15 protein-coding genes are annotated in these 18427 nt (G+C 70.6%); 10 read left to right on the top strand and 5 right to left on the bottom strand.

Annotated elements, in window-relative coordinates; all coding sequences use genetic code 11:
• Positions 1-296 precede the first annotated feature (296 nt).
• Positions 297-1910: a dGTP triphosphohydrolase gene (gene dgt / locus D3230_RS10370; protein ID WP_202344966.1), complete on the bottom strand. Its 1614-nt coding sequence runs from the start codon at positions 1908-1910 to the stop codon at positions 297-299.
• A gap of 99 nt (positions 1911-2009) precedes the next feature.
• On the opposite strand from dgt, the gene D3230_RS10365 reads away from it, so the two are divergent.
• Together D3230_RS10365 and D3230_RS10360 are read left to right on the top strand one after the other, a co-directional pair.
• Complete coding sequence (locus tag D3230_RS10365) at positions 2010-2579, top strand: hypothetical protein (RefSeq protein WP_202344965.1); 570 nt, start codon at positions 2010-2012, stop codon at positions 2577-2579.
• 106 nt (positions 2580-2685) lie between these two features.
• Positions 2686-3405, top strand: coding sequence for a YceI family protein (locus tag D3230_RS10360; RefSeq protein ID WP_202344964.1), 720 nt, complete (start codon positions 2686-2688; stop codon positions 3403-3405).
• A 240-nt stretch (positions 3406-3645) separates the two neighbouring features.
• Here the strand turns inward: D3230_RS10360 and D3230_RS10355 are convergent, their stop codons facing one another.
• Entirely contained in the window at positions 3646-4842 is a 1197-nt protein-coding gene (locus tag D3230_RS10355; protein ID WP_202345160.1) for a RimK family alpha-L-glutamate ligase, read from the bottom strand.
• Positions 4843-4866: 24 nt separating this feature from the next.
• Here D3230_RS10355 and D3230_RS10350 point away from each other — a divergent pair, with 24 nt between their 5' ends.
• Positions 4867-5346, top strand: a complete 480-nt coding sequence (locus tag D3230_RS10350) for a putative ATP-dependent zinc protease (protein ID WP_202344963.1) — start codon at positions 4867-4869, stop codon at positions 5344-5346.
• Between the two features lie 66 nt (positions 5347-5412).
• Here the strand turns inward: D3230_RS10350 and D3230_RS10345 are convergent, their stop codons facing one another.
• Positions 5413-5721: an META domain-containing protein gene (locus D3230_RS10345; RefSeq protein WP_202344962.1), complete on the bottom strand. Its 309-nt coding sequence runs from the start codon at positions 5719-5721 to the stop codon at positions 5413-5415.
• A gap of 339 nt (positions 5722-6060) precedes the next feature.
• Here D3230_RS10345 and D3230_RS10340 point away from each other — a divergent pair, with 339 nt between their 5' ends.
• The 3 genes from D3230_RS10340 (at position 6061) to D3230_RS10330 (ending at position 10150) form a co-directional block, all read left to right on the top strand.
• Complete coding sequence (locus tag D3230_RS10340; protein WP_202344961.1) at positions 6061-8160, top strand: S1 family peptidase; 2100 nt, start codon at positions 6061-6063, stop codon at positions 8158-8160.
• Positions 8161-8358: 198 nt separating this feature from the next.
• A complete protein-coding gene (locus D3230_RS10335; RefSeq protein ID WP_202344960.1) occupies positions 8359-9453 on the top strand; it encodes an N-formylglutamate amidohydrolase in 1095 nt (364 codons plus the stop codon).
• A gap of 79 nt (positions 9454-9532) precedes the next feature.
• The gene (locus D3230_RS10330; RefSeq protein WP_202344959.1) at positions 9533-10150 is read left to right on the top strand and encodes a GNAT family N-acetyltransferase; all 618 of its coding nucleotides are present in this window, start codon (positions 9533-9535) and stop codon (positions 10148-10150) included.
• Between the two features lie 74 nt (positions 10151-10224).
• Here D3230_RS10330 and D3230_RS10325 read toward each other — a convergent pair whose 3' ends face one another.
• On the bottom strand, positions 10225-11568 hold the full coding sequence (locus D3230_RS10325; protein ID WP_202344958.1) for an anaerobic C4-dicarboxylate transporter: 1344 nt from the start codon (positions 11566-11568) through the stop codon (positions 10225-10227).
• Positions 11569-11706: 138 nt separating this feature from the next.
• On the opposite strand from D3230_RS10325, the gene D3230_RS10320 reads away from it, so the two are divergent.
• The 4 genes from D3230_RS10320 (at position 11707) to D3230_RS10305 (ending at position 17405) form a co-directional block, all read left to right on the top strand.
• Entirely contained in the window at positions 11707-13380 is a 1674-nt protein-coding gene (locus D3230_RS10320; protein WP_202344957.1) for a SulP family inorganic anion transporter, read from the top strand.
• On the top strand, positions 13377-14645 hold the full coding sequence (locus D3230_RS10315) for a heparan-alpha-glucosaminide N-acetyltransferase domain-containing protein (protein ID WP_202344956.1): 1269 nt from the start codon (positions 13377-13379) through the stop codon (positions 14643-14645). Before D3230_RS10320 ends, D3230_RS10315 begins: the two co-directional genes overlap by 4 nt.
• 82 nt (positions 14646-14727) lie before the next feature.
• Complete coding sequence (locus D3230_RS10310; RefSeq protein ID WP_202344955.1) at positions 14728-16002, top strand: MalY/PatB family protein; 1275 nt, start codon at positions 14728-14730, stop codon at positions 16000-16002.
• Positions 15999-17405: an O-acetylhomoserine aminocarboxypropyltransferase/cysteine synthase family protein gene (locus tag D3230_RS10305; protein WP_202344954.1), complete on the top strand. Its 1407-nt coding sequence runs from the start codon at positions 15999-16001 to the stop codon at positions 17403-17405. The genes D3230_RS10310 and D3230_RS10305 overlap by 4 nt, the downstream gene beginning before the upstream one ends.
• 169 nt (positions 17406-17574) lie before the next feature.
• On the opposite strand, the gene panB is transcribed toward D3230_RS10305, so the two are convergent.
• Positions 17575-18423 (bottom strand): 3-methyl-2-oxobutanoate hydroxymethyltransferase, encoded by an 849-nt coding sequence (panB, locus tag D3230_RS10300; protein ID WP_202344953.1) that lies wholly within the window; start codon positions 18421-18423, stop codon positions 17575-17577.
• Positions 18424-18427 lie beyond the last annotated feature (4 nt).

The following is an 18427-nucleotide window of genomic DNA, read 5'->3' as shown; positions in this document are numbered from 1 at the left end:
ACGCACCCGAACGGGCGCGTCGATGCTCGTCGCGCGCCGAGGTCGTTCTGACGCGCACGAGTGCAGGGTCGTCGAGATTGCCCGGATCCGTCCCCACGGCTCCGGCGCGACACCCCCTGTCACCAGCCCCGTGTCCGCGAGCGCGGGCACGACGGCTTCGGTGTTCCCACCTGTGCTCACGCTAACAGCCCGTCGCGCGGAGCACCCGGCGGAAGCCGAAACCCTACCCCTCCCCCGCCGGAACCCTACCCCGCCGCCGCAAGGGCCGGCGGGGTCGCGGTGCCGCGGGCCAGGCGCTATCGGCCGGTGAGATCCCGGTGCGTGGTCACGGCCTGCTGATCGCTCAGCGCGGCCACGTAGTCAAGGATGGCGCGGGCCCGGCCCTGGCGCCGCAGCGACGCGTCATCGGCATCGCCGATCAGAAGCTCGGGCCGTTCCGAACGGAGTGCAAAGGTGGCCGCCGTGGCCTCATCCACCCACTCGAGCAGACGCCGGGGTGCGCGGCCCGCGTCGTCATCGTCCGTCAGCCACGCGTCAAAACCCAGGGCAAGGTCCGCCACGATCCGCGCCTGGCCCCGCTGGGTCTGCCCGAGTTCGGGGCGTTCGAGCACGAAGTGTGCGTGCACAAACTTCAGCACCATCACCTCATGCCAGGCCCGCTGATCGAGGCGGACGTGGCCGCTACGCACGTGCGGACGCTCCTCGACCACGATCGAGGTCCGCAGGTGCTCGATCCAGCGTCGCGTGAACCCGGAGACCGCGCGCTCACTGTCGATGCCGCCATCGTAAGGTGTGGCGAGGAGCGATTCGGCGACCTCCTCGGCGACGCGCGCAACCGCGGCGCGGAACGCGCTCCGGTCCGCGATCCAGGCGTCTTTGAGCTGGATCCGCCGCCAGAGCAGCTCGAGCGAGTGTCCGGGGGCCCGCCAGCTGGCTTCGAGCACCGGAAGGTCGATCGCCGCGAACGCGTCCGCGCCCGCCAGCCAGCTCCGGAGCTCCCCGGCGACCGCCGACTGCTGCAGCACACCCGCGCGCGCAAAATCGTCGAGGTCGTGCACCGCGTAGGCGATATCGTCCGCGAGATCCATGACCGCGCACTCCACGGTCTGCGCGCCGGGCGCGATCCCGGGGAACGCGGCGAGCGCGGTCTCCATCTCGGCGATGTCGAGCGTGTACCCGGAGAACTTCTCTGCCCCGGAGCGCGCGTCCGCACCCACGCCGCGCGGCCGCTCCGCAACGGGCTGCTCGTCCGTGGAGACGCCGATCCACGCGGCACGGGTCCACGGGTATTTGAGGGTCGCCGCCCGCGTCGCGGCGGTGAGGTTCAGCCCCGGGAAATCCCGGCCGAGCGTGTCGAGCTGCGTCAGGATCCGAAAGCTCTGCGCGTTTCCTTCAAAACCCTCTGCCAGGCCGAGGCGCTCGCGGGCGACCCGATCGAGCACCCGCTCGCCCAGGTGACCGAAGGGCGGGTGGCCAAGATCGTGCGCGTGCGCGGCGGCCTGCGCCACGACCGTGTCGCAGCCACCGAGCCGCGTGACGATGGCCCCGACCGCGTCGTCCGTGTGGCTCTCACCGCGGGCGAAGGCACGGTGCGCTGCCGCCTGCCCCGCAAGCTGGGCGGCGATCACGCGCGCCACGGCGCTCACCTTCAGGGAGTGCGTCAGGCGGTTGTGCATCACGGGGCCGACCCCGGACTGCGGCACCACCTGGGTCACATCCGACAACCGCGCGAAGTAGGAGGAAAAACGGATGCGTTCCAGATCCACCCGGAATTCCTGGGCAGCGGTGGCGTACTCGATCGCCAGATCAGCATCATCGGTCCCGGCGGAGCGGTGCTGTGAGGACTCGTGCTCGACGTGGCGTCGATCCAGACGAGTCTCACTCAGGGACCCTGGGGTGCTCGCGTTCATGCCCCCATTCAAGCAGCACCCGCGGGACCCGGCCGCCTCCGGGGGACGCATGTCGCACGTCCTCGGTACACTGAGCGCACACCCGTGGAGGAGGATCTTGTGAGCGACGCACCCCCGACTGGAAACCTGACCCGCGGCGAGCGCGTCCCCGCGATCGAGCGCGCCACCGGGCGGAGCTGGAACGACTGGCTCGAGATATTCTCGGCGGCGCGGGCCGCCCAGCTGAGCCACCCCGAGATTGCGCGCGTCGCCCGGGACCACGTGCCTGCCGAGCTGCAGAACCCGGATTGGTGGGCGCAGGGCATCGCGATCGCGTTCGAACAGCACGCCGGGCTCCGCGTCCCCGGGCAGTCATCGACGGGAGACTTCCGCGTCAGCGCGAGCCGCACCCTGCCGCTCGATCGCGACGCCGCGATCGACGCGTGGGTCGCCGCGCACGGCGACCTCGCCGAGCATCGGGGACACGCCCCCGGCGCACCGCGCCCTTCCCGCACGGAGAAGCGAACGTTCTGGCGGTTCCCGCTTGACGGTGCCGGGAAGGTCGAGGTCTCGGCCACGCCGAAGGCGCCGGATCGCGCGGTGCTGACGGTCAGCCAGGACGGGCTCGCGAACGGCGAGGAGATCGAGGCGTGGCGCGCGCACTGGAAGGCGTTGCTCGCCGCCCTGTAGCCGGGCTACTCCGCACGCGTACAGGCTTTTCCCGAGTTCCGTGGAGCCGCCTCATGGGCGCGGCTGCGAAGGTAGAACCTTCAGTACCACTCGGGAAGGCAGTGCGGTGAGGACATCACAGAAGGTTTTGGTCGGCGCGGGGGTGAGCGTGCTGGTGCTCGCCGCGGGTGCCGCCGTCGCGGGCCCCATCATCTACCGTGAACTCCTCACGCCGCCCGCGGCGGAGGCACCCGCGCTCAGTGGCGGCGAGCAGATCCTGAGCGATGTCGCGACCGGGCCACTCGACCCCACCGCGCTTGCGGGAACGTGGGAGGTCGCCGAGGATTCCGAGGCGGGATACCGGGTCGACGAAGTCCTGAGCGGCACCGACGTCACCGTCACCGGGCGGACGCCCGACGTCGCCGGGACGTTCCAGATCAGCGCGGACGGGCTGACGCTCGAGGCGGCGAGCCTCACCGTGGACGTCGCCTCGATCAGCACCGATAGCGCCCAGCGCGACGCATACTTCCGGGACGAAGCGCTCCGCACAGACGAGCACCCGGAGGCGAGCTTCGTGCTCGCCGAGCCGGTCACGCTCGAGCGTGTGCCCGCAGCGGGCGAAACCGTGCAGACGAGCGCCGTCGGGGAGCTCACGCTCGCCGGCGTCGCCCAGACGGTCACCGCCGAGGTGCAGCTCCGCAGCGACGGGACCAGCGCGGAGATCGTTGGCTCGATCCCGATCACCTTCGCCGACTACGGCGTCGCCGCCCCGAGCCTCGGCTTCGTGACCGTCGAGCCGGAGGGCCTCGTCGAGTTCCAGCTCGTCGCGGAGCGCGACGGCGCGTAGCTGGCCGCCGCCCGGGTTCGGCCCGGCCAGCCGGACCCGACCGTCCCCGCGGGCCACGGCCTTCCCGCCGGCCCGCGCACACTCGCCGCCCCGCGCAGACTCGGCTCCCCCGCGCAGAGTCGCCGAAACCGAGGGATATTCTCCTACCCGACGCGTTTTCGCGCGAAAATGGATCGTGCTGGCAAACATGCCTCAGTTTCGGCGGGTGGCCTGGTCCTCGGGGCGACGCGCGGGGTGGGGCTACCCCTCGGCGAGGTCCTTCGCTTCCTGAGGGAGCTTGCGCACCCGCGCGCGGCGCCGCCGGCGTTCGGGGATCATCGAACGCATCTCCTCGAGCTTGCCGAAGCACAGGAGGCGGTCCTCAGGCTCCAGCACGACGTGCTTGCGCGGGTTCGGGATCACCTGCACGCCGCGATGCAGCGTCAACACAGTGATATCGCGGTCCCACAGGCCCAGGTCACCGAGCTGCTTGCCCACGTGCTCGGAGCCCGCGTGCATGGAGATCTCCGCCACCCCGTACCCCGTGGACACGCTGAGCCGTTGGCGCACGTCGATCTCGGGGAAGTTCACCTGATTGGCGATGTAGTCGATGATCGCGCCTGCCACATCGAGCCCGGTCGCGGCCTCGATCCCCTGGAGTCCCGGAGACGAGTTCACCTCCATCACGAGCGGGCCGTCTTCGCCCTCGAGCATGTCGACCCCGGCGACACGGAGGCCCATGATCTGGGCGGCCCGCACCGCGATCTGCTCAGAGGCGGCGTCGAGTTCGACCGCCTCGACGGTGCCGCCCCGGTGCACATTCGAACGGAACTCATCACCGCTCGCGATCCGGCGCATCGCGGCGACGACCCGGTCTCCCACCACGAGCGCGCGGATGTCCCGCCCCCGACTCTCCGCGATAAAACGCTGGATGAGCACGTTCTGCCGCGTGGAGTGCAGGGTCTCGATAATGGCCTCCGCGACCTTGACCTGCGGAGCGAGGATCACCCCGATGCCCTGGGTCCCCTCGAGCAGCTTGATCACGACGGGCGCCCCGCCGACGCTCTCGATCGCCGCGCGCACGTCGGCGCGATTGCGCACAAACGCGGTCGCCGGCATATCGATGCTGTGCCGCGAGAGAATCTGGATGGCGCGCAGTTTGTCGCGCGCGTTGGAGATGCCGTTGGCCGTATTGGGCGTATACACGTCCATCTGCTCGAACTGGCGCACCACGGCGGTCCCGAAGTACGTGATTGAGTTCCCGATCCGGGGCAGGATCGCGTCGTAATCGCTGAGCTGCTTCCCCCGGTACAGCAAATCGGGTTGCTCGCCAGCGAGATCAATCCCGAACCGCAGGGTGTTGAGGACACGCGCCTGGTGCCCGCGCTGCTCGCTCGCCGCCATCAGGCGCTGGGTCGAGTACGCCTGGGGGGCGCGCGAAAGGATCGCGAGTTTCACCGTGTTTCCTGCCAAGATAGAACCGTGAGCGGACACCACTATTCAAGCACTCTCTGCGGGTGGCGCGAGTGGGTGTCGCTCCCGGATGTGGGCGTCCCGTGGATCAAAGCCAAGATCGACACCGGCGCACAGACCTCCGCGCTCCACGCCACCGGGATCACCGAATTCGAACGCGACGGCGCGCCGTGGGTGCGGTTCATCGCCCACCCGTGGCAGCTCAGCGACGATGACGCCGTCGAGGTCGAGCTTCCCGTGCACGATCGTCGGACTGTGCGGAGCTCGTCCGGGCATGCCCAGGAGCGGCCGGTCGTCCGCATCGACGTTGAGCTCGTGGGGCGACGCATCTCGGCAGAGTTCACCCTCACCGACCGCGAGGAGATGTTGTTTCGCGTGCTGATCGGCCGGGAAGCGCTCCGGCAGGGGTTCGTGGTCGATTCCGCCGAGTCGTTTCGAGGCGGCAAGCCGCCCCGCCCGATCCGCCGCCGCAACCGGGGCCGCGCCTAGGCTCAACGCCCTCGGCCGCGCACGAGCGGGCTCGGTGCGCGCTCCCTCAGTCCACGGTGCCGCGCCTCATTCCGTGGTGCCGCGGCGCGTGAGCCAGCCGATCGGACGGCCGTCCGCCGCATAGACGCGCAGACGATCGCCGACGAGACGAACCTCGGCAGCGGCGGCGAGCCACTGGTCAACGCCGATGCAGGCGCGCGCAGTCATCACCGCTGGCGCGATCTGCGCCCCACCGGCCACGCGCCGGTACGTGCTCACGATCTCATTGCAGCCGTCGGAACCCCGGACCGTGCCCGACGGCTCGAAATTGAGTCCAGGGGTTCCGGGTTCCGCGGACTCCCAGCCGCCCCAGAGCGCATCGCGGGTCTCGGTCATGAACGCCTCGCTCTCTCGCGGTCCTCGCCCCCGCGGGCACCGCGAGGGTACGGACAGGATAACGACCCGGCTCTGTCGCGGGGAACCCCACTCAGCAGCGGCCCGGACCCTCGTGAGTGGTTTCGTAAACGCGCCTTCAGTTTCAGAACCGTTCTACTCATTTTCCTTCCGGGCCGGTGAATCTTCCGTAGCGTGGTGCCGTCCTTCGGGCTGTCGAACAGCCGTCACGGGGCGGTGGCTCCGGGCGACACTCGGTCCCGGACCTCGCGGCTCGCACTGCTTCACCCACCAACCCGGCGGATCGCACTGCTTCACCAACCAACTGGGAGGAACCCACCCGTGACACAACGTCGCCCCGCTGCGCTTTGCGCCGCCGCTCTACTGACCCTCGGGACGGTGTGGGGAGCCGCACCGGCATTCGCCGAGGGCCCCACATCGTCCGACCTGGACCCCACGGCCGCCGCCGCAGCGGCCGCCGCGACCCTCACCGCAACGAGCACGACGCCGGACGCAGCCCTCGGCTACGGCGTCACGACGGACGGTACCTCCATCGTCCTCGTGAACGAGGCGCTGCGGGACGCTCCGGGTACGGCGGAGCTCCTGGAGAGTCTCGATGTGGAAGACATCGCCTTTGTTGATGCTCCCGTCGCGGACACGGCGACCGACGTCGTCGGCGGTGCCGGCTACCTCAGCGGACAGAACGGGAACTTCGACGCGCTGTGCTCCGTGGGATTCACGGCGTGGAGCCCCACGGGCGATCCGGCGCTGCTCAGCGCCGGACACTGCACCTCGGACGGCGCGCTCACCGAGGTCACCCTGTCCCAGCCATCGGACGACGCGGCCCACGCCGGGAACAACGATGCAACCGGTCCGAACGGGACGGGCCTCACCGGACACTTCGGCTTCTCGCAGTACGGCGGCCCCGGGAATACCCTCGGCGCAGAGAACGCCCCGGACTCCACGGACATCAGCGTGATCGATATTGCGAACGATTCCCTGACGCTGCACCCGTCGGTCACGGATTGGAGCACCGCCGCCGACAACGACCTCGCCGCCGCAGCGACCCCGGTCAAAGGCCTGGCGGATCCGGTCTCGGGGACCATCGCGAAGTCGGGCCGGACGACGGGGCTGACCTCCGGAAACACGACGGTCGAACTGCTGTACACCGACGGACAGCTCCGCCCCACCGAGATCCTGGACGGCTACATGCAGGTGTCCGGCCGCTGGGTGCACGGCTTCCTGGGCGGCGCGACCAGCAATCCGGGCGATTCCGGCGGTGCCGTCTTCCAGGGCGACCAGGCCGTGGGGATCGTGAGCGGGAGTCCATCCACCGTCACCGCCGGTGACGACTGGGCATGGTACACGCGGCTCGCCGACGCACTTGAGTACACCGGCGGTTATACCGTCTCCCTCGATATCGACGCCCCAACCGTCACGACGCCCGCTGCCGGGGAGAGCATTCCGGCAGGCGGAGACATCGTGGTCGCCGTGCCCAGCAACGCCGCTGAGCTGAGCGTTTCAGCTCCCGGCCTCGAGACGCGGGTGTTCCCGAACGACGGCGGGGAGGTCCAATTCTCCGCTCCGGATACTCCCGGGGACGTGACCTACTCGCTCGTCGCCACGAATGGTTACAGCTCCTCGGCCACCACGACCGCCGCGCTCACGGTCGCGCTGCCCGCCCCCACGCTCGACGACCAGGAGGTCGCGGCGGACGAGGGCGCGCGGACGGCCGATGCCCGGGTGTCGGGCACCGGGGCACCCGACGCCACCGTCGCGGTAACCGGGCTCCCGGGCGACGCGGCACGCACCGCACGTGTGGCTGCCGACGGGACATGGAGCCTCGTCGCCCACGGGGTCGATATTGGTCGGCACACCATCTCGGCGAGCCAGGAACTCGACGGGGCCACCTCCGGCACCTCGACCGCGACGCTCACGGTGACTCCGGCAGCGCCGCAGATCACCTCGATCACCCCGGACGATCGTTTCACCGTCGGACAGGCACCACGCACGGTAGCCGGAACCGGCCTGCCCGGTGCCGTCATCACCGCGACGCTGGGCGATGCGTCGGCGAACAGCGGGGACGCGGCGATCCGGGTGGGCGCGGACGGCACGTGGCAGGCACCGCTCAGCGGTCTGGACGCGCCGGCCGGATACACGCTCACCGCGGCACAGACCGTCAACGGCGTGAATTCCCCGTCCGCAGCCGTCACGTTCGCGGTCGTCGCGACCGGTGCCGGCAGCGGCGGTTCCGGCAGCGGAACCGACGACACCGGACTCTCCCCGGAGGACCCGACCGTCGCCGGGCTGTCTGAGACGGGCGGCTCGACCGTCCTGCCCTTTGCGGTCCTGGGCGTGATCGCCGTACTGCTCGGCACCGCGGCCGCAGTCGCAGGCGCACGCCGACGCGCACACCGGAACGGTGCAGCCGCCGGAGTGTAAGACCCTGCGCGGTGCGCCGGGCCGGGCGGGAGTGACTCATCCGCCCGGCCCGGCGCACCGCAATCCGGGGACGCCAGGCAGACGCTCAGGAGCTGCACCGTCCGGATCCCCGGTGGCGGGTTGCCCCCCTCACGGGGCGTCTCAGCGAACTCACGCGAAGCTCTGGTCAGCCACCTCGGTCCTGGATACTCTGATCACATGAGCACCTCACTCGACCTCATTCCCGCCGGCACCGTGTTCACTCCCGAGCAGATCACGCACTACGCCGACTCGGACACCCGCACCCTGGAGCAGGCCATCGCCGACGCTGACCTGCTCGTGGCGACCCCGCACTCGGGGGCCGCGATCCCCGAGGAAGTTGCCGAGTTCCTCTCTCCCGCGCTCACCCGCCGGTTGCAGTACGACTTCAGCGACGTCGCCACCGCATCAATCGTGCGCCGCTGGGCAGAGATCGATCCCCGCATCGTCGCGGTCATCAACCCGCATCCCCGGCTCATCCGGGACCCGAACCGCCGCAAGCCCGACGACGTGCGCGCGGACCTCGCCGCCGCCATTGAACGCGTACGCGCTGCCGGCCCGTGGCACAAGGTCGATCTCACCGGTGTCGACGCCATCCGCCCCGTCACGTTCTCCTTCTTCCCGATCCTGGAGATCCCCGACACCGACGCCGGGCTGCAACGCCTCGTCGACGCGTTCGCGGACACCGCGGAGCAGGGGCTCGGCGTGTATGAACGCACCCGCGAGGCACTCACCGACATGTTCCTGGAGCACGGCCTCGCTCACGGCGGCTCGTTCACGCGCCTCTCGTTCCACGACACCATGAACACCACGACCACGCGCGACGGCGCCGTGAACGTGGCCCGTGCCGAGGCAGACAGGCTGCCCGACGTTGTCGCCCTGTCGAACCGCGGCGACCACCAGGGCGAAGAGCGCGACCCGGCGGACCGTCCCACGATGGACGCTGCCGCGCTGCGGGCACTGGCCGAGGCCCACCGCGCGGGCTTCGAGGTGTCGCATCCGGAGGCCGTGCTCTTGAACCAGCCGTACCTCGGAAGCGAGGAGATCCGCGCGGCTGGCGCCCGGTTTGGGGCGATGCGGGCGGAAGCCGACGCGGCCGGGCTGCGGCTCGGAGCGGTCCAGGCAGAATTCCTGCGGGAATACCTGCTCGGCCCAGTCGCAGCCGCCGAACTCCAGGAGCCGGGCACCGAGTGGGTCGCGGAGGATCCGGCGCACATCGACGCGATCGCGCACGCCTGCAAGCGCGCGTGGGACGCATACCGCGACGCCCAGTAGCGGCGCATGCGCGGCGCGCAGCCCAACGTCCGACACGATCTGCCACACGATCACGGGTGCCCTGCACCCCAGGAACACCATGACGCTCACCGATTTCACCGTCCGCCCCTTGACCGTTGCCGACCTCGGCGTGACGGCCCGCGTCCTCGCGGAAGGATTCTGGGACGACCCGGTGTGGGGGCCCGCGTTTCCCGCGCACCCCGCACGCATGGCGCACGCGCTCGCGCACTGGCGCTTCATGGCGGATCAGGCCGTGCGCTACGGAACCCCGCTCGTCGCGGAGCTGCCAGACGGCACCGTGGCCGCGGTCTCGACGTGGTTCCCGCCAGGGCAGGACGAGGTTCACGAGGCCGATCTCCCCGCGTATGAGCGGCTCCTGCGCGACACGATCGGTGACGTCGCCGCGGCAGCGCTCCTCACCGAGGGCGAGCTCTTCGCGGCCGCCCGCCCCACGACGCCGCACGCATACCTCTCCCTGCTGGCGGTCGCCCGCGAGGCCCGCGGCCTCGGGATCGGGATGCGCCTGGTGCAGGCGGCACTCGAGCGGTATGACGCCGCGGGGCTGCAGAGCTATCTGGAGTCGTCGAATCCCGCGAACGATGCGCGGTACGAGCGGCTCGGATATCGCCCGGCACAGCGAATCCACATCCCGGGTTCCCCGGTGGTGCAGAGCTTTCTGAGGCCGCCGGCCGGCTAGGCCCGCTGCCCCACACGCGACGCCCCCGAGGAGCCGGAGCTCCTCGGGGGCGTCGTTTCTGTCCCGGCGTGAACTTATCCGCCCCAGAGCACCCCGAACAGGGCACCGACGGCAATGGTGGTCACCGCGAGGATCAGTGTGGGGAGGAAGAAGGAGTGGTCGACGAGCTTTGTGCCGAGCTTCGTGGAGCCCGAGGTGTCGAAGTTCGCGGCGGCGATCTGCGAGCCGTTGGTCGGCAGCAGGTAGATGCCGGCAAACGCGCCCGCCCACATGCCCGAGAGGAGTCCGAGCGGGATCCCCGCCGCCAGTCCGATCGGCACGATGGTCCGGGTGGCGGTGGATTGACTCGTCGTGAGCACGCACACGAGGAACACGCCCAGCGCGAAGATCCAGGGGGCCGCCGTCACGAGCCCGCCGACACCATCAGCGATCAGCGTGGTGTGGGCACCGAGGAAGGTGTCCGTCAGCCAGGCGAGCCCGAAGAGCGCGATCGCCGAGACCATACCCGCCTTGAACACCGTCATGGTCGGGATCTCGGCAACCTTCGGTCGGGACACCACGAGGATCAGCGTGCCGACCACGAACATCACGATCTCGATGATCGGCGTCATCGCGACCGGGTCACCCGCGGCATCGAGCGGGCGCATCCCCTTGAACAGGCCGAACGCGACGATCGCGGCGACGCCGAGCAAGAAGATGATGGCGGCGTTGCGGCCGGCTGCTGTCACCGTGACCTCGGCGCGGACCTCAGCGGCGTTTGCGGAGGGGGCCGGGATCTTCCCGGAGGCGATGCGCTCCTGGATCTCGGGATCGTCGGCGATGTCCTTGCCGAGCCGGTTGACGATGATGCCCGAAATGATGATGCCCACGACGGCCGCGGGGATCGTGACCTTCAGGATGTCGACGAGTTCGAAGTCCCAGGGTGCCGTGTCCGTGAGGGTCACCATCGCTGCCATGGCCGCGGAGACCGGGCTACAGGCCAGCGCCACGCCCGTCGCGACCACCGAGAGCGACAGCGGACGTGAGGGGCGCACGCCATTGCGGTAGGACAGATCCTGGATCACGGGAAGCAGCGGGTACAGGATGTTCGAGGTTCCGGCGCCAACGGCGAACAGGAACGACACCAGCGGGGCGACCAGCGTGATCTGCTTCGGGCTGCGCGCGATCAGCTTCGCCGCGATCGAGACCATCCAATCGATCCCGCCCGCGGACTGCATCATGGAGGAGGCGAGCACCACGGCGAGCACAATCAGCAGTGCGTCGACGGGAGGCGAACCGGGGACAAGCCCGAACACGAACACGAGGATCGCGACTCCGGCACCGCCCCAGAGGCCGAGGCCGACACCACTCGAGCGCGTGCCCATAACAATACAGCCGAGCACCACCAGCAACTGAGTGATAAAGAGCAACACGTCCATAGGATCCCCCTTGAGTCTTCTGTGTCACAGATTAGCCCGTGGATCGCCCCGCGCACAGCACCAATCTGGACCCGTGTCATCGTTCTCCTCCGCACGCCCCGAGTACGGCAAGATGGAGGGGAACCAGGGAGGCATCACATGACGGCAATCCTGCACGGACTTCGCGCGCTGCTCCCCACTCGCGCCGATTACCACGGGCTGGGAAGCAGCTGGCGGGCCGACCTCGTCGCCGGACTCACGGTGGGTATCGTGGCCCTGCCGCTCGCCCTCGCGTTTGGGGTGAGTTCCGGTGTCGGGGCCGAAGCGGGGCTCATCACGGCGATCGTGGCCGGGCTGGTCGCCGCCGTATTCGGCGGATCGAACGTGCAGGTGTCGGGCCCGACCGGGGCCATGGTGGTGGTGCTCGCCCCGATCGTGATGGCGCACGGCGTCGGAGCGGTCGCCGTCGTCAGTCTCATGGCCGGCCTGCTCGTCGTCGCCGCGGGAGTGCTGCGCCTCGGCCGGGCCGTCAGCTACATTCCCTGGCCCGTCATCGAGGGTTTCACCGCGGGGATCGGCATCATCATCTTTCTGCAGCAGGTCCCTGCGGCGCTCGGCGTTTCCGCGGCGGGCCACTCCTCCAACGCGGTCGTCGCGGCCTGGCAGGTGGTCACCGAGGCGAGCTGGCCGCAGGCGCTGCTCCCGCTCGCGGCCGTCGTCGGGGTCGCCGTCGTCATGCAGGTGCTCGGGCGCTTCGCCCCGGCCATCCCCGCGTCCTTCGTCGCGATCGTGGTGGTGTCCGTGATCACCGCGCTCTCCGGCTCACCGCTGCCCGTGATCGGCGAGCTTCCGAGCACGCTGCCCGCGCCCACGCTGCCCGCGTTCGATCCCGCGATGCTGACGGCGCTCGCGGGGCCCGCCGTGGCGGTCGCGGCGCTCGCTGCAATCGAATCGCTGCTCTCCGCGCGCGTCGCGGCAACAATCGTCGACACGGGCCCCGTGAACGCGGACCGCGAGCTCTTCGGGCAGGGGCTCGCGTCGATCGCTTCCGGGTTCTTTGGCGGAATGCCCGCGACCGGGGCGATCGCCCGCACCGCGGTGAATGTCCGGAGTGGGGCGCGCACCCGGTTCGCCGCGGTCGTTCACGCGCTCGCACTTCTGCTGGTCGTACTGGTGGCCGCACCCGTGGTCGGCGCGATCCCCCTCGCCGCGCTCTCCGGTGTCTTGATGATGACCGCGGCGCGCATGGTCGCGCCAGCGACGATCCGGCGCGTGCTGCGCTCCGGCCGCTCCAGCGCGGCCGTATTCGCGGTCACACTGTTCGTCACCGTCGCCTTTGACCTGGTCATCGCAGTCGGTATCGGCCTGGCCGCCGCCGCGTTCTTCGCCCTGCGAGCGCTGAGCCGCATGAGCGACGCGGAACGCTCGGAGCTTCCCGGCCATCCCGAAACGGGCGACGAGCGCATCGCGCTCTTCACGGTGCGCGGCTCCCTGTTCTTCGGTGCCGCCGATCGCCTAATCGATCAGATCGCCGAGACTCCCGACGTTGAGGTCGTCGTGCTGCGCCTCTCCGACGTCCAGATCATCGACGCGACCGGCGCGAACGCGCTCTCGGAGCTGATCGCCGCGCTCGAACGCCGCGGGGCCACCGTACTCCTCAAGGGCATCCGCGCCGAGCACCGGCCGCTGCTCGAACAGCTCGGCGTCATCACCGCGCTGCGCCACCCGCACCACCTCTTCGACGAGCTCGGGCCCGCGCTCGCGCATGCCCGCGACCACATCCGCCGCGGCGAGGCCGACCGTGCGGCCCCGCCGGGAGCACCCACCCCATGACCGCGCGATACATCGGCGTCGACGTCGCCCGGTTCCTTGCCATCGCCGGCATGATGGCGGCGCACCTCGTCACCATCGGCGCGCTCCTCGCGGAGCCCGGTTCTTTCGCGGAGTCGGCCGGAGCGCTCACGGACACGCTCACCGAGGGCATCGCGGCACCACTGTTCGCGGTGCTCGGTGGCGTCAGCGTCGTGTTCGCGTCCCGCCGGCCGCTTCGTGAGGGGCGCGTCGGTGCCGCGATCTCGGGCACCCTGATCCGCGGTGCGCTCTTGATCCTGATCGGGCTGCTCCTGGGGCTGATCGAGACGCCCGTCGCGATCGTTCTCGCGTACTACGGTGCCGCGATGATCCTGGTTGCGCCCCTGATCGCAGCGCGCGGCTGGGTCCTCGGTCTCCTGGCCGGTGCGCTCGGACTCGTCGGCGGTCCGCTCAATGCGATGCTGCGCGAGGGGCTGTCGGAGCTCAGCACGACCGACCCCTCGGGATCGGTGACGTTCGAGGATTTCGGGATCGACTGGGTGGGCGCGACCCGAGCGTTGCTCATGACCGGGGAGTATCCCGCCCTGACCTGGTGCGTATACCTCTTGATCGGGATCCTCGTGGGCCGAGCACTCGTCTCCGCGACCGCACAGGGCACGCTCGGCCGCGTCGCGCTCGCGTGTTTCGGGGGCGGGGCGGTCGTCGCCGCGGCGGCGCAGCTCCTCTCGTCCCTGGTGATCGCGAATCTCCCGCGCCTGGGTACGCCCTGGCCGGTCGGCACCGACCCCGACGCAATCCGCGAGGTGGTGACGCACTCTGCCGCGGGGGCGCCGCTCGCCCCGGAGCTGTGGGCGCAACTGATCGCCACGCCACACTCCGGCTCCCCGGTCGACATCCTGCGCACCGCGGGCATCGCGTGTGCCGTGATCGGTCTGCTCGTGCTCGTCTGCGACGTCGCGCGTGGGACCGGCCGCGACCCCGGCGATGGCCGGCACACCCCGCCCCGACCGCTGGGACCCGTGCTCGGCACGATCCGCGCCGCGGGCGCCGCGCCGCTCACCATCTATGCGCTCCACATCGTCGCGACGGGTATCTGGCTCGAACCGGCGCTGCAGGATCCCGCGATCTGGGACACCGGGTTCCCCTGGTGGGCGGCGGGGGTCGGAGCGTACGCGCTGCAGCTCGCGGGGGCCCTCCTGATCGGTGCGATTCTTGCGGTGACCGGGAGACGCGGACCGCTCGAAGCCGCGGTGTCAGGGATCGTTCGGCTCGCGGTGCGCCCCTAGCTCGGGCGCGCTCGCAGGCCGCGTGTGACGCCGCTTTACTCGCGGGGTCGCGGGATCCGGCGCGAGCCGCGAGCATGGAGGCATGACCGAGCCCGACTGTCGCAACGCCCCCGACGCTGATCCGTCGGGCGTGCCCTTCACCACGCTGGACCCCGCGCTCCTGCGCACCGAGCGCACGAGCCTGAAGTGGACGCGCTACCCCGCCGACGTTCTGCCCCTGTTTGTGGCGGAAATGGACTTCGCCGTCGCCCCCGAGGTGCAGCAGGCGATCATCGAACGGGTCACGGCATCCGACATCGGCTACCTCGATGGGCCGGGGCCGCTCGCCCCCGCCTTCGCGGGGTACGCCGAGGCGGCGTGGGGCTGGACCGTCCCACACGAGCACGTCCATCTCGCGACCGACGTCGCAACCGGCGTGGTCGAATCGCTCCGGGTGGCCTGGGAGCTGCGCGACCAGGCCGGCCCCGAGTTGGCTCGGCGGCAGCGGATCGTGCTCCCCACCCCCGTGTATCCCGGCTTCTTCGAGATGCTTGAGGAGCTGCCGTACGACATCGTCGAGGTGCCCCTCCGCGTCGCCCGCGAGACGCCCATCGGGCAGGAGTTCCGCCTCGACCTCGACGCCGTGGCTCGTGCCTTCGCGGACGGTGCCGAGGCCTTCCTCTTGTGCAGCCCGCACAACCCGCACGGCACGGTGCACACCGAAGCCGAGCTCGCGGAGCTGGCACGGCTCGCCGCGCAGCACGGGGTCTGTGTGATCGCCGACGAGATCCACGCGCCGCTCACCCACTCGGGCGCGCGCTTCGTGCCGTTCGCGCCCCTCGCGGCCGCCGCCGGCGCGCTTTCGGTGACCACGACGTCCCCGAGCAAAGGCTGGAACATTGCTGGCGCGAAGTGCTCCGTGATCGTCGCCGCCGATGCGCGCGCACACGCCGCGCTCGCGTCTCTCCCTCCGGAGACCACGACGCGGGCGAGCATCCTCGGATTGCACGCCGGCGTTGCCGCGTTCACCCACGGCCGCGCCTGGCTCGACCGCGCGATCGCGCAGATCGAAGCGAACACCGCGTACCTGGCCGAACTCGTGGCGACCCAGCTGCCGGGCGTGCGCCTCGCACCCGCCCAGGCCGGATACCTGGCCTGGCTCGATTTCCGGGAGGCCGGGCTCGGCCCCGACCCGCACGGGCAGATCCTCTCGGAGGCCCGCGTCGCACTCAACAACGGTGCCGACTTCGGGCTCGGCGGTGCCGGGCACGTCAGGCTGAACCTCGCCTGCGCGCCCGAGACGATCCGCGAGGCGGTCGCGCGGATCGCCGCGATCCTCCCCGCGGCCGCCCCGACATCCGCGGAGGTCTCCCGATGAACGCTGCTCCCACTCCTGCGACGCCGGTCACCGACTGGGCGGGTTTCGATTTCGATACCCGTCAGGTTCACGCGGGCGAGTACGTCGACCGGAACGCCGGGCTGCGCATCCCCCCGATCGCGCTCTCCGCGGGCTATGTGTTCGACAGCTTCGACGATCAGGTTGATCGGTTCGCCGGCCGGGCGTTGTGGCGCGGCGGGGTCGGGCTCACCCGCGGTACCGACGCGGTGCCCGACATCGTCGACGAGCTTGCCCCCGGCGAGCCCGCGCCCATCTACTCGCGCCAGGGCAACCCGACAAACGCGGTCGCCGAGGACCGGCTGGCCTCCCTCGAAGGGGGCACGGCCGCGGTTGCGGTCTCCAGCGGCCAGGCCGCGATCTCGTCGGCGCTGTTCGCGCTCGCCGGGCAGGGCGACCACATCGTGTCGACGGCCTCGATCTACGGCGGCACGCGAATCCTGTTCGGCCGCAGCTTCAAGCGTTTCGGAATCGGCATCGACTACGTCTGGGACGCAGACGACGATGCTGAGTGGGATCGGGCGATCCGCCCCACCACCAAGGCGATCTACACCGAGACGATCCCGAACCCCCGCAACGACGTCACGGATCTGCGCCGAATCGCAGCGGTCGCCGCTCGCCACAACCTGCCGCTGGTGGTCGACAACACGGTCGGCACGCCCGCGCTGATTCGCCCGTTCGAGCACGGCGCGAACATCGTGGTGCACTCCACCACGAAGTTCCTGACCGGGCACGGCGCGGCCGTGGGCGGTGCCATCGTCGACGGCGGCACCTTCGATTGGGAGGCGGCCGAGCGAGCTGGCCGCTCGTTCCCGCTCATTACCGCAGCGCCCCGCCCCGGGCTCGGGTCCCTGCTCGACCGTTTTGGGCCGATCGCCTACTCGCGGGCCGTGCGCGAGGCGGTCGTGAACGACATCGGCCCCGCGCTCTCCCCGTTCACGGGCTTCCTGCTCCACCAGGGGATGGAAACGCTGTCGTTGCGCATGGACCGGCACGTCGCGTCCTCCCAGCGGATCGCCGCGTGGCTCGAACAGCAGCCCGAGGTCGAGTCCGTCGACTACGCGGGATTGCCTTCCAACCCTCTGTTCGGGATCGCCGAGCGAGACTACGCCGGGCGCACCGGATCCGTGTTCGGGGTGACCGTCCGCGGCGGCATCGACGGCGCTCGGTCGTGTGTCGACGGGCTGCGCGTGTTCTCGCGGATGACCGGGATCGGCGACACCCGCTCAATGGTGATCCACCCGCTCAGCTCGACGCACGCGACGTTCGCGCCGGAGATCACCGAGCGGCTCGGGATCACGCCCGGACTCCTGCGGCTCTCCGTCGGCCTGGAGTCGGCCGACGACCTGATCCGGGATCTGCGCACCGCCCTCGACCGCGTCTGATCCGACCCGGACCCCGGCCCGGGCGCCCGGCGCGGGCAGCCGAACACCGCCATCCACCCTGAGGCAAATTATCTAACGTGATGGTTTTTCGGGCGAGAAACCGTCGGTTTAGATAATTTGCCTCAGTTTGGGCGGGATCCGGGTGACGCGCCGGGGCGGGGGCGGGCGGCTAGGCGTTCGGGAGCGCCGCGCGGGCCGCGGCGACCGCCTCCGGGGTCGCCGCGTAGCCGTGCTCCGGCCCGGGGAATGCCGCGGCTCGGACCTCAGCCGCGTAGGCCGCAATCGCGGCGGTCATGTCCGCACCGATCGTGCCGTAGGACTTCACGAACTTCGCGGTGTGCCCCTCGGTGATCCCGAGCAGGTCGTGCAGCACGAGCACCTGCCCGTCGGCGGGGCCGGCACCGATGCCGATGATCGGGATGTCGAGCGCCTCGCGCAGCACCGCGGTGATCTCGCTCGGCACGGCCTCGACCACGAGGCAGAACGCACCGGCCGCTTGCACGCCGAGTGCCTCGGCGACGAGCCGCGTCGCGCTCTCGACGGTCCGTCCCTGCGCGCGAAGCCCGCCCAGCGCGGTGGCGGTCTGGGGCGTCAGGCCGATGTGGCCCACCACCGGTATCCCGGCCGCGACGATCGCGCGGATCCGGCTCAGGCGCGCCTCGCTGCCGCCCTCAAGTTTCACGGCGTCGGCACCGGCCTCCTTCACGAAGCGCACCGCCGTGTCCACGGCCTGCGCGTCGGAGGTCTCGGTCGTGCCGAAGGCCACATCGCACACGACAAACGCGGTGTCGGTGCCGCGGCGCACGGCCTTCGCGAGCACCAACAACTCGTCCGTGGTGACCGCGACCGTGGAATCGTGTCCCAGCACCACCTGCGCCCCGGAGTCGCCGACCAGCACCATGTCGACGCCCGCGCGTTCGGCGGCGCGCGCCCCCGGGTAGTCGTAGGCGGTCACCATCACGATGGCGTCACCCGCCGCTCGTCGATCGCGCAACTGGGGAATCGTGATTCGTGCCATGCCG

It is taken from the genome of Leucobacter chromiireducens subsp. solipictus, from assembly GCF_016758195.1.
GTDB classification, from domain to species: Bacteria; Actinomycetota; Actinomycetes; order Actinomycetales; family Microbacteriaceae; genus Leucobacter; species Leucobacter solipictus.
This window is presented reverse-complemented; position numbering and strand designations above follow the sequence as displayed.

What these genes read in the sequence shown, in the direction of transcription:
- dgt (WP_202344966.1), bottom strand. Translation starts at nt 1,910, where the DNA reads ATGAACGCGAGCACCCCAGGGTCCCTGAGTGAGACTCGTCTGGATCGA.
- D3230_RS10345 (WP_202344962.1), bottom strand. Translation starts at nt 5,721, where the DNA reads ATGACCGAGACCCGCGATGCGCTCTGGGGCGGCTGGGAGTCCGCGGAA.
- D3230_RS10335 (WP_202344960.1), top strand. Translation starts at nt 8,359, where the DNA reads ATGAGCACCTCACTCGACCTCATTCCCGCCGGCACCGTGTTCACTCCC.
- D3230_RS10330 (WP_202344959.1), top strand. Translation starts at nt 9,533, where the DNA reads ATGACGCTCACCGATTTCACCGTCCGCCCCTTGACCGTTGCCGACCTC.
- D3230_RS10325 (WP_202344958.1), bottom strand. Translation starts at nt 11,568, where the DNA reads ATGGACGTGTTGCTCTTTATCACTCAGTTGCTGGTGGTGCTCGGCTGT.
- D3230_RS10320 (WP_202344957.1), top strand. Translation starts at nt 11,707, where the DNA reads ATGACGGCAATCCTGCACGGACTTCGCGCGCTGCTCCCCACTCGCGCC.
- D3230_RS10315 (WP_202344956.1), top strand. Translation starts at nt 13,377, where the DNA reads ATGACCGCGCGATACATCGGCGTCGACGTCGCCCGGTTCCTTGCCATC.
- D3230_RS10310 (WP_202344955.1), top strand. Translation starts at nt 14,728, where the DNA reads ATGACCGAGCCCGACTGTCGCAACGCCCCCGACGCTGATCCGTCGGGC.
- D3230_RS10305 (WP_202344954.1), top strand. Translation starts at nt 15,999, where the DNA reads ATGAACGCTGCTCCCACTCCTGCGACGCCGGTCACCGACTGGGCGGGT.
- panB (WP_202344953.1), bottom strand. Translation starts at nt 18,423, where the DNA reads ATGGCACGAATCACGATTCCCCAGTTGCGCGATCGACGAGCGGCGGGT.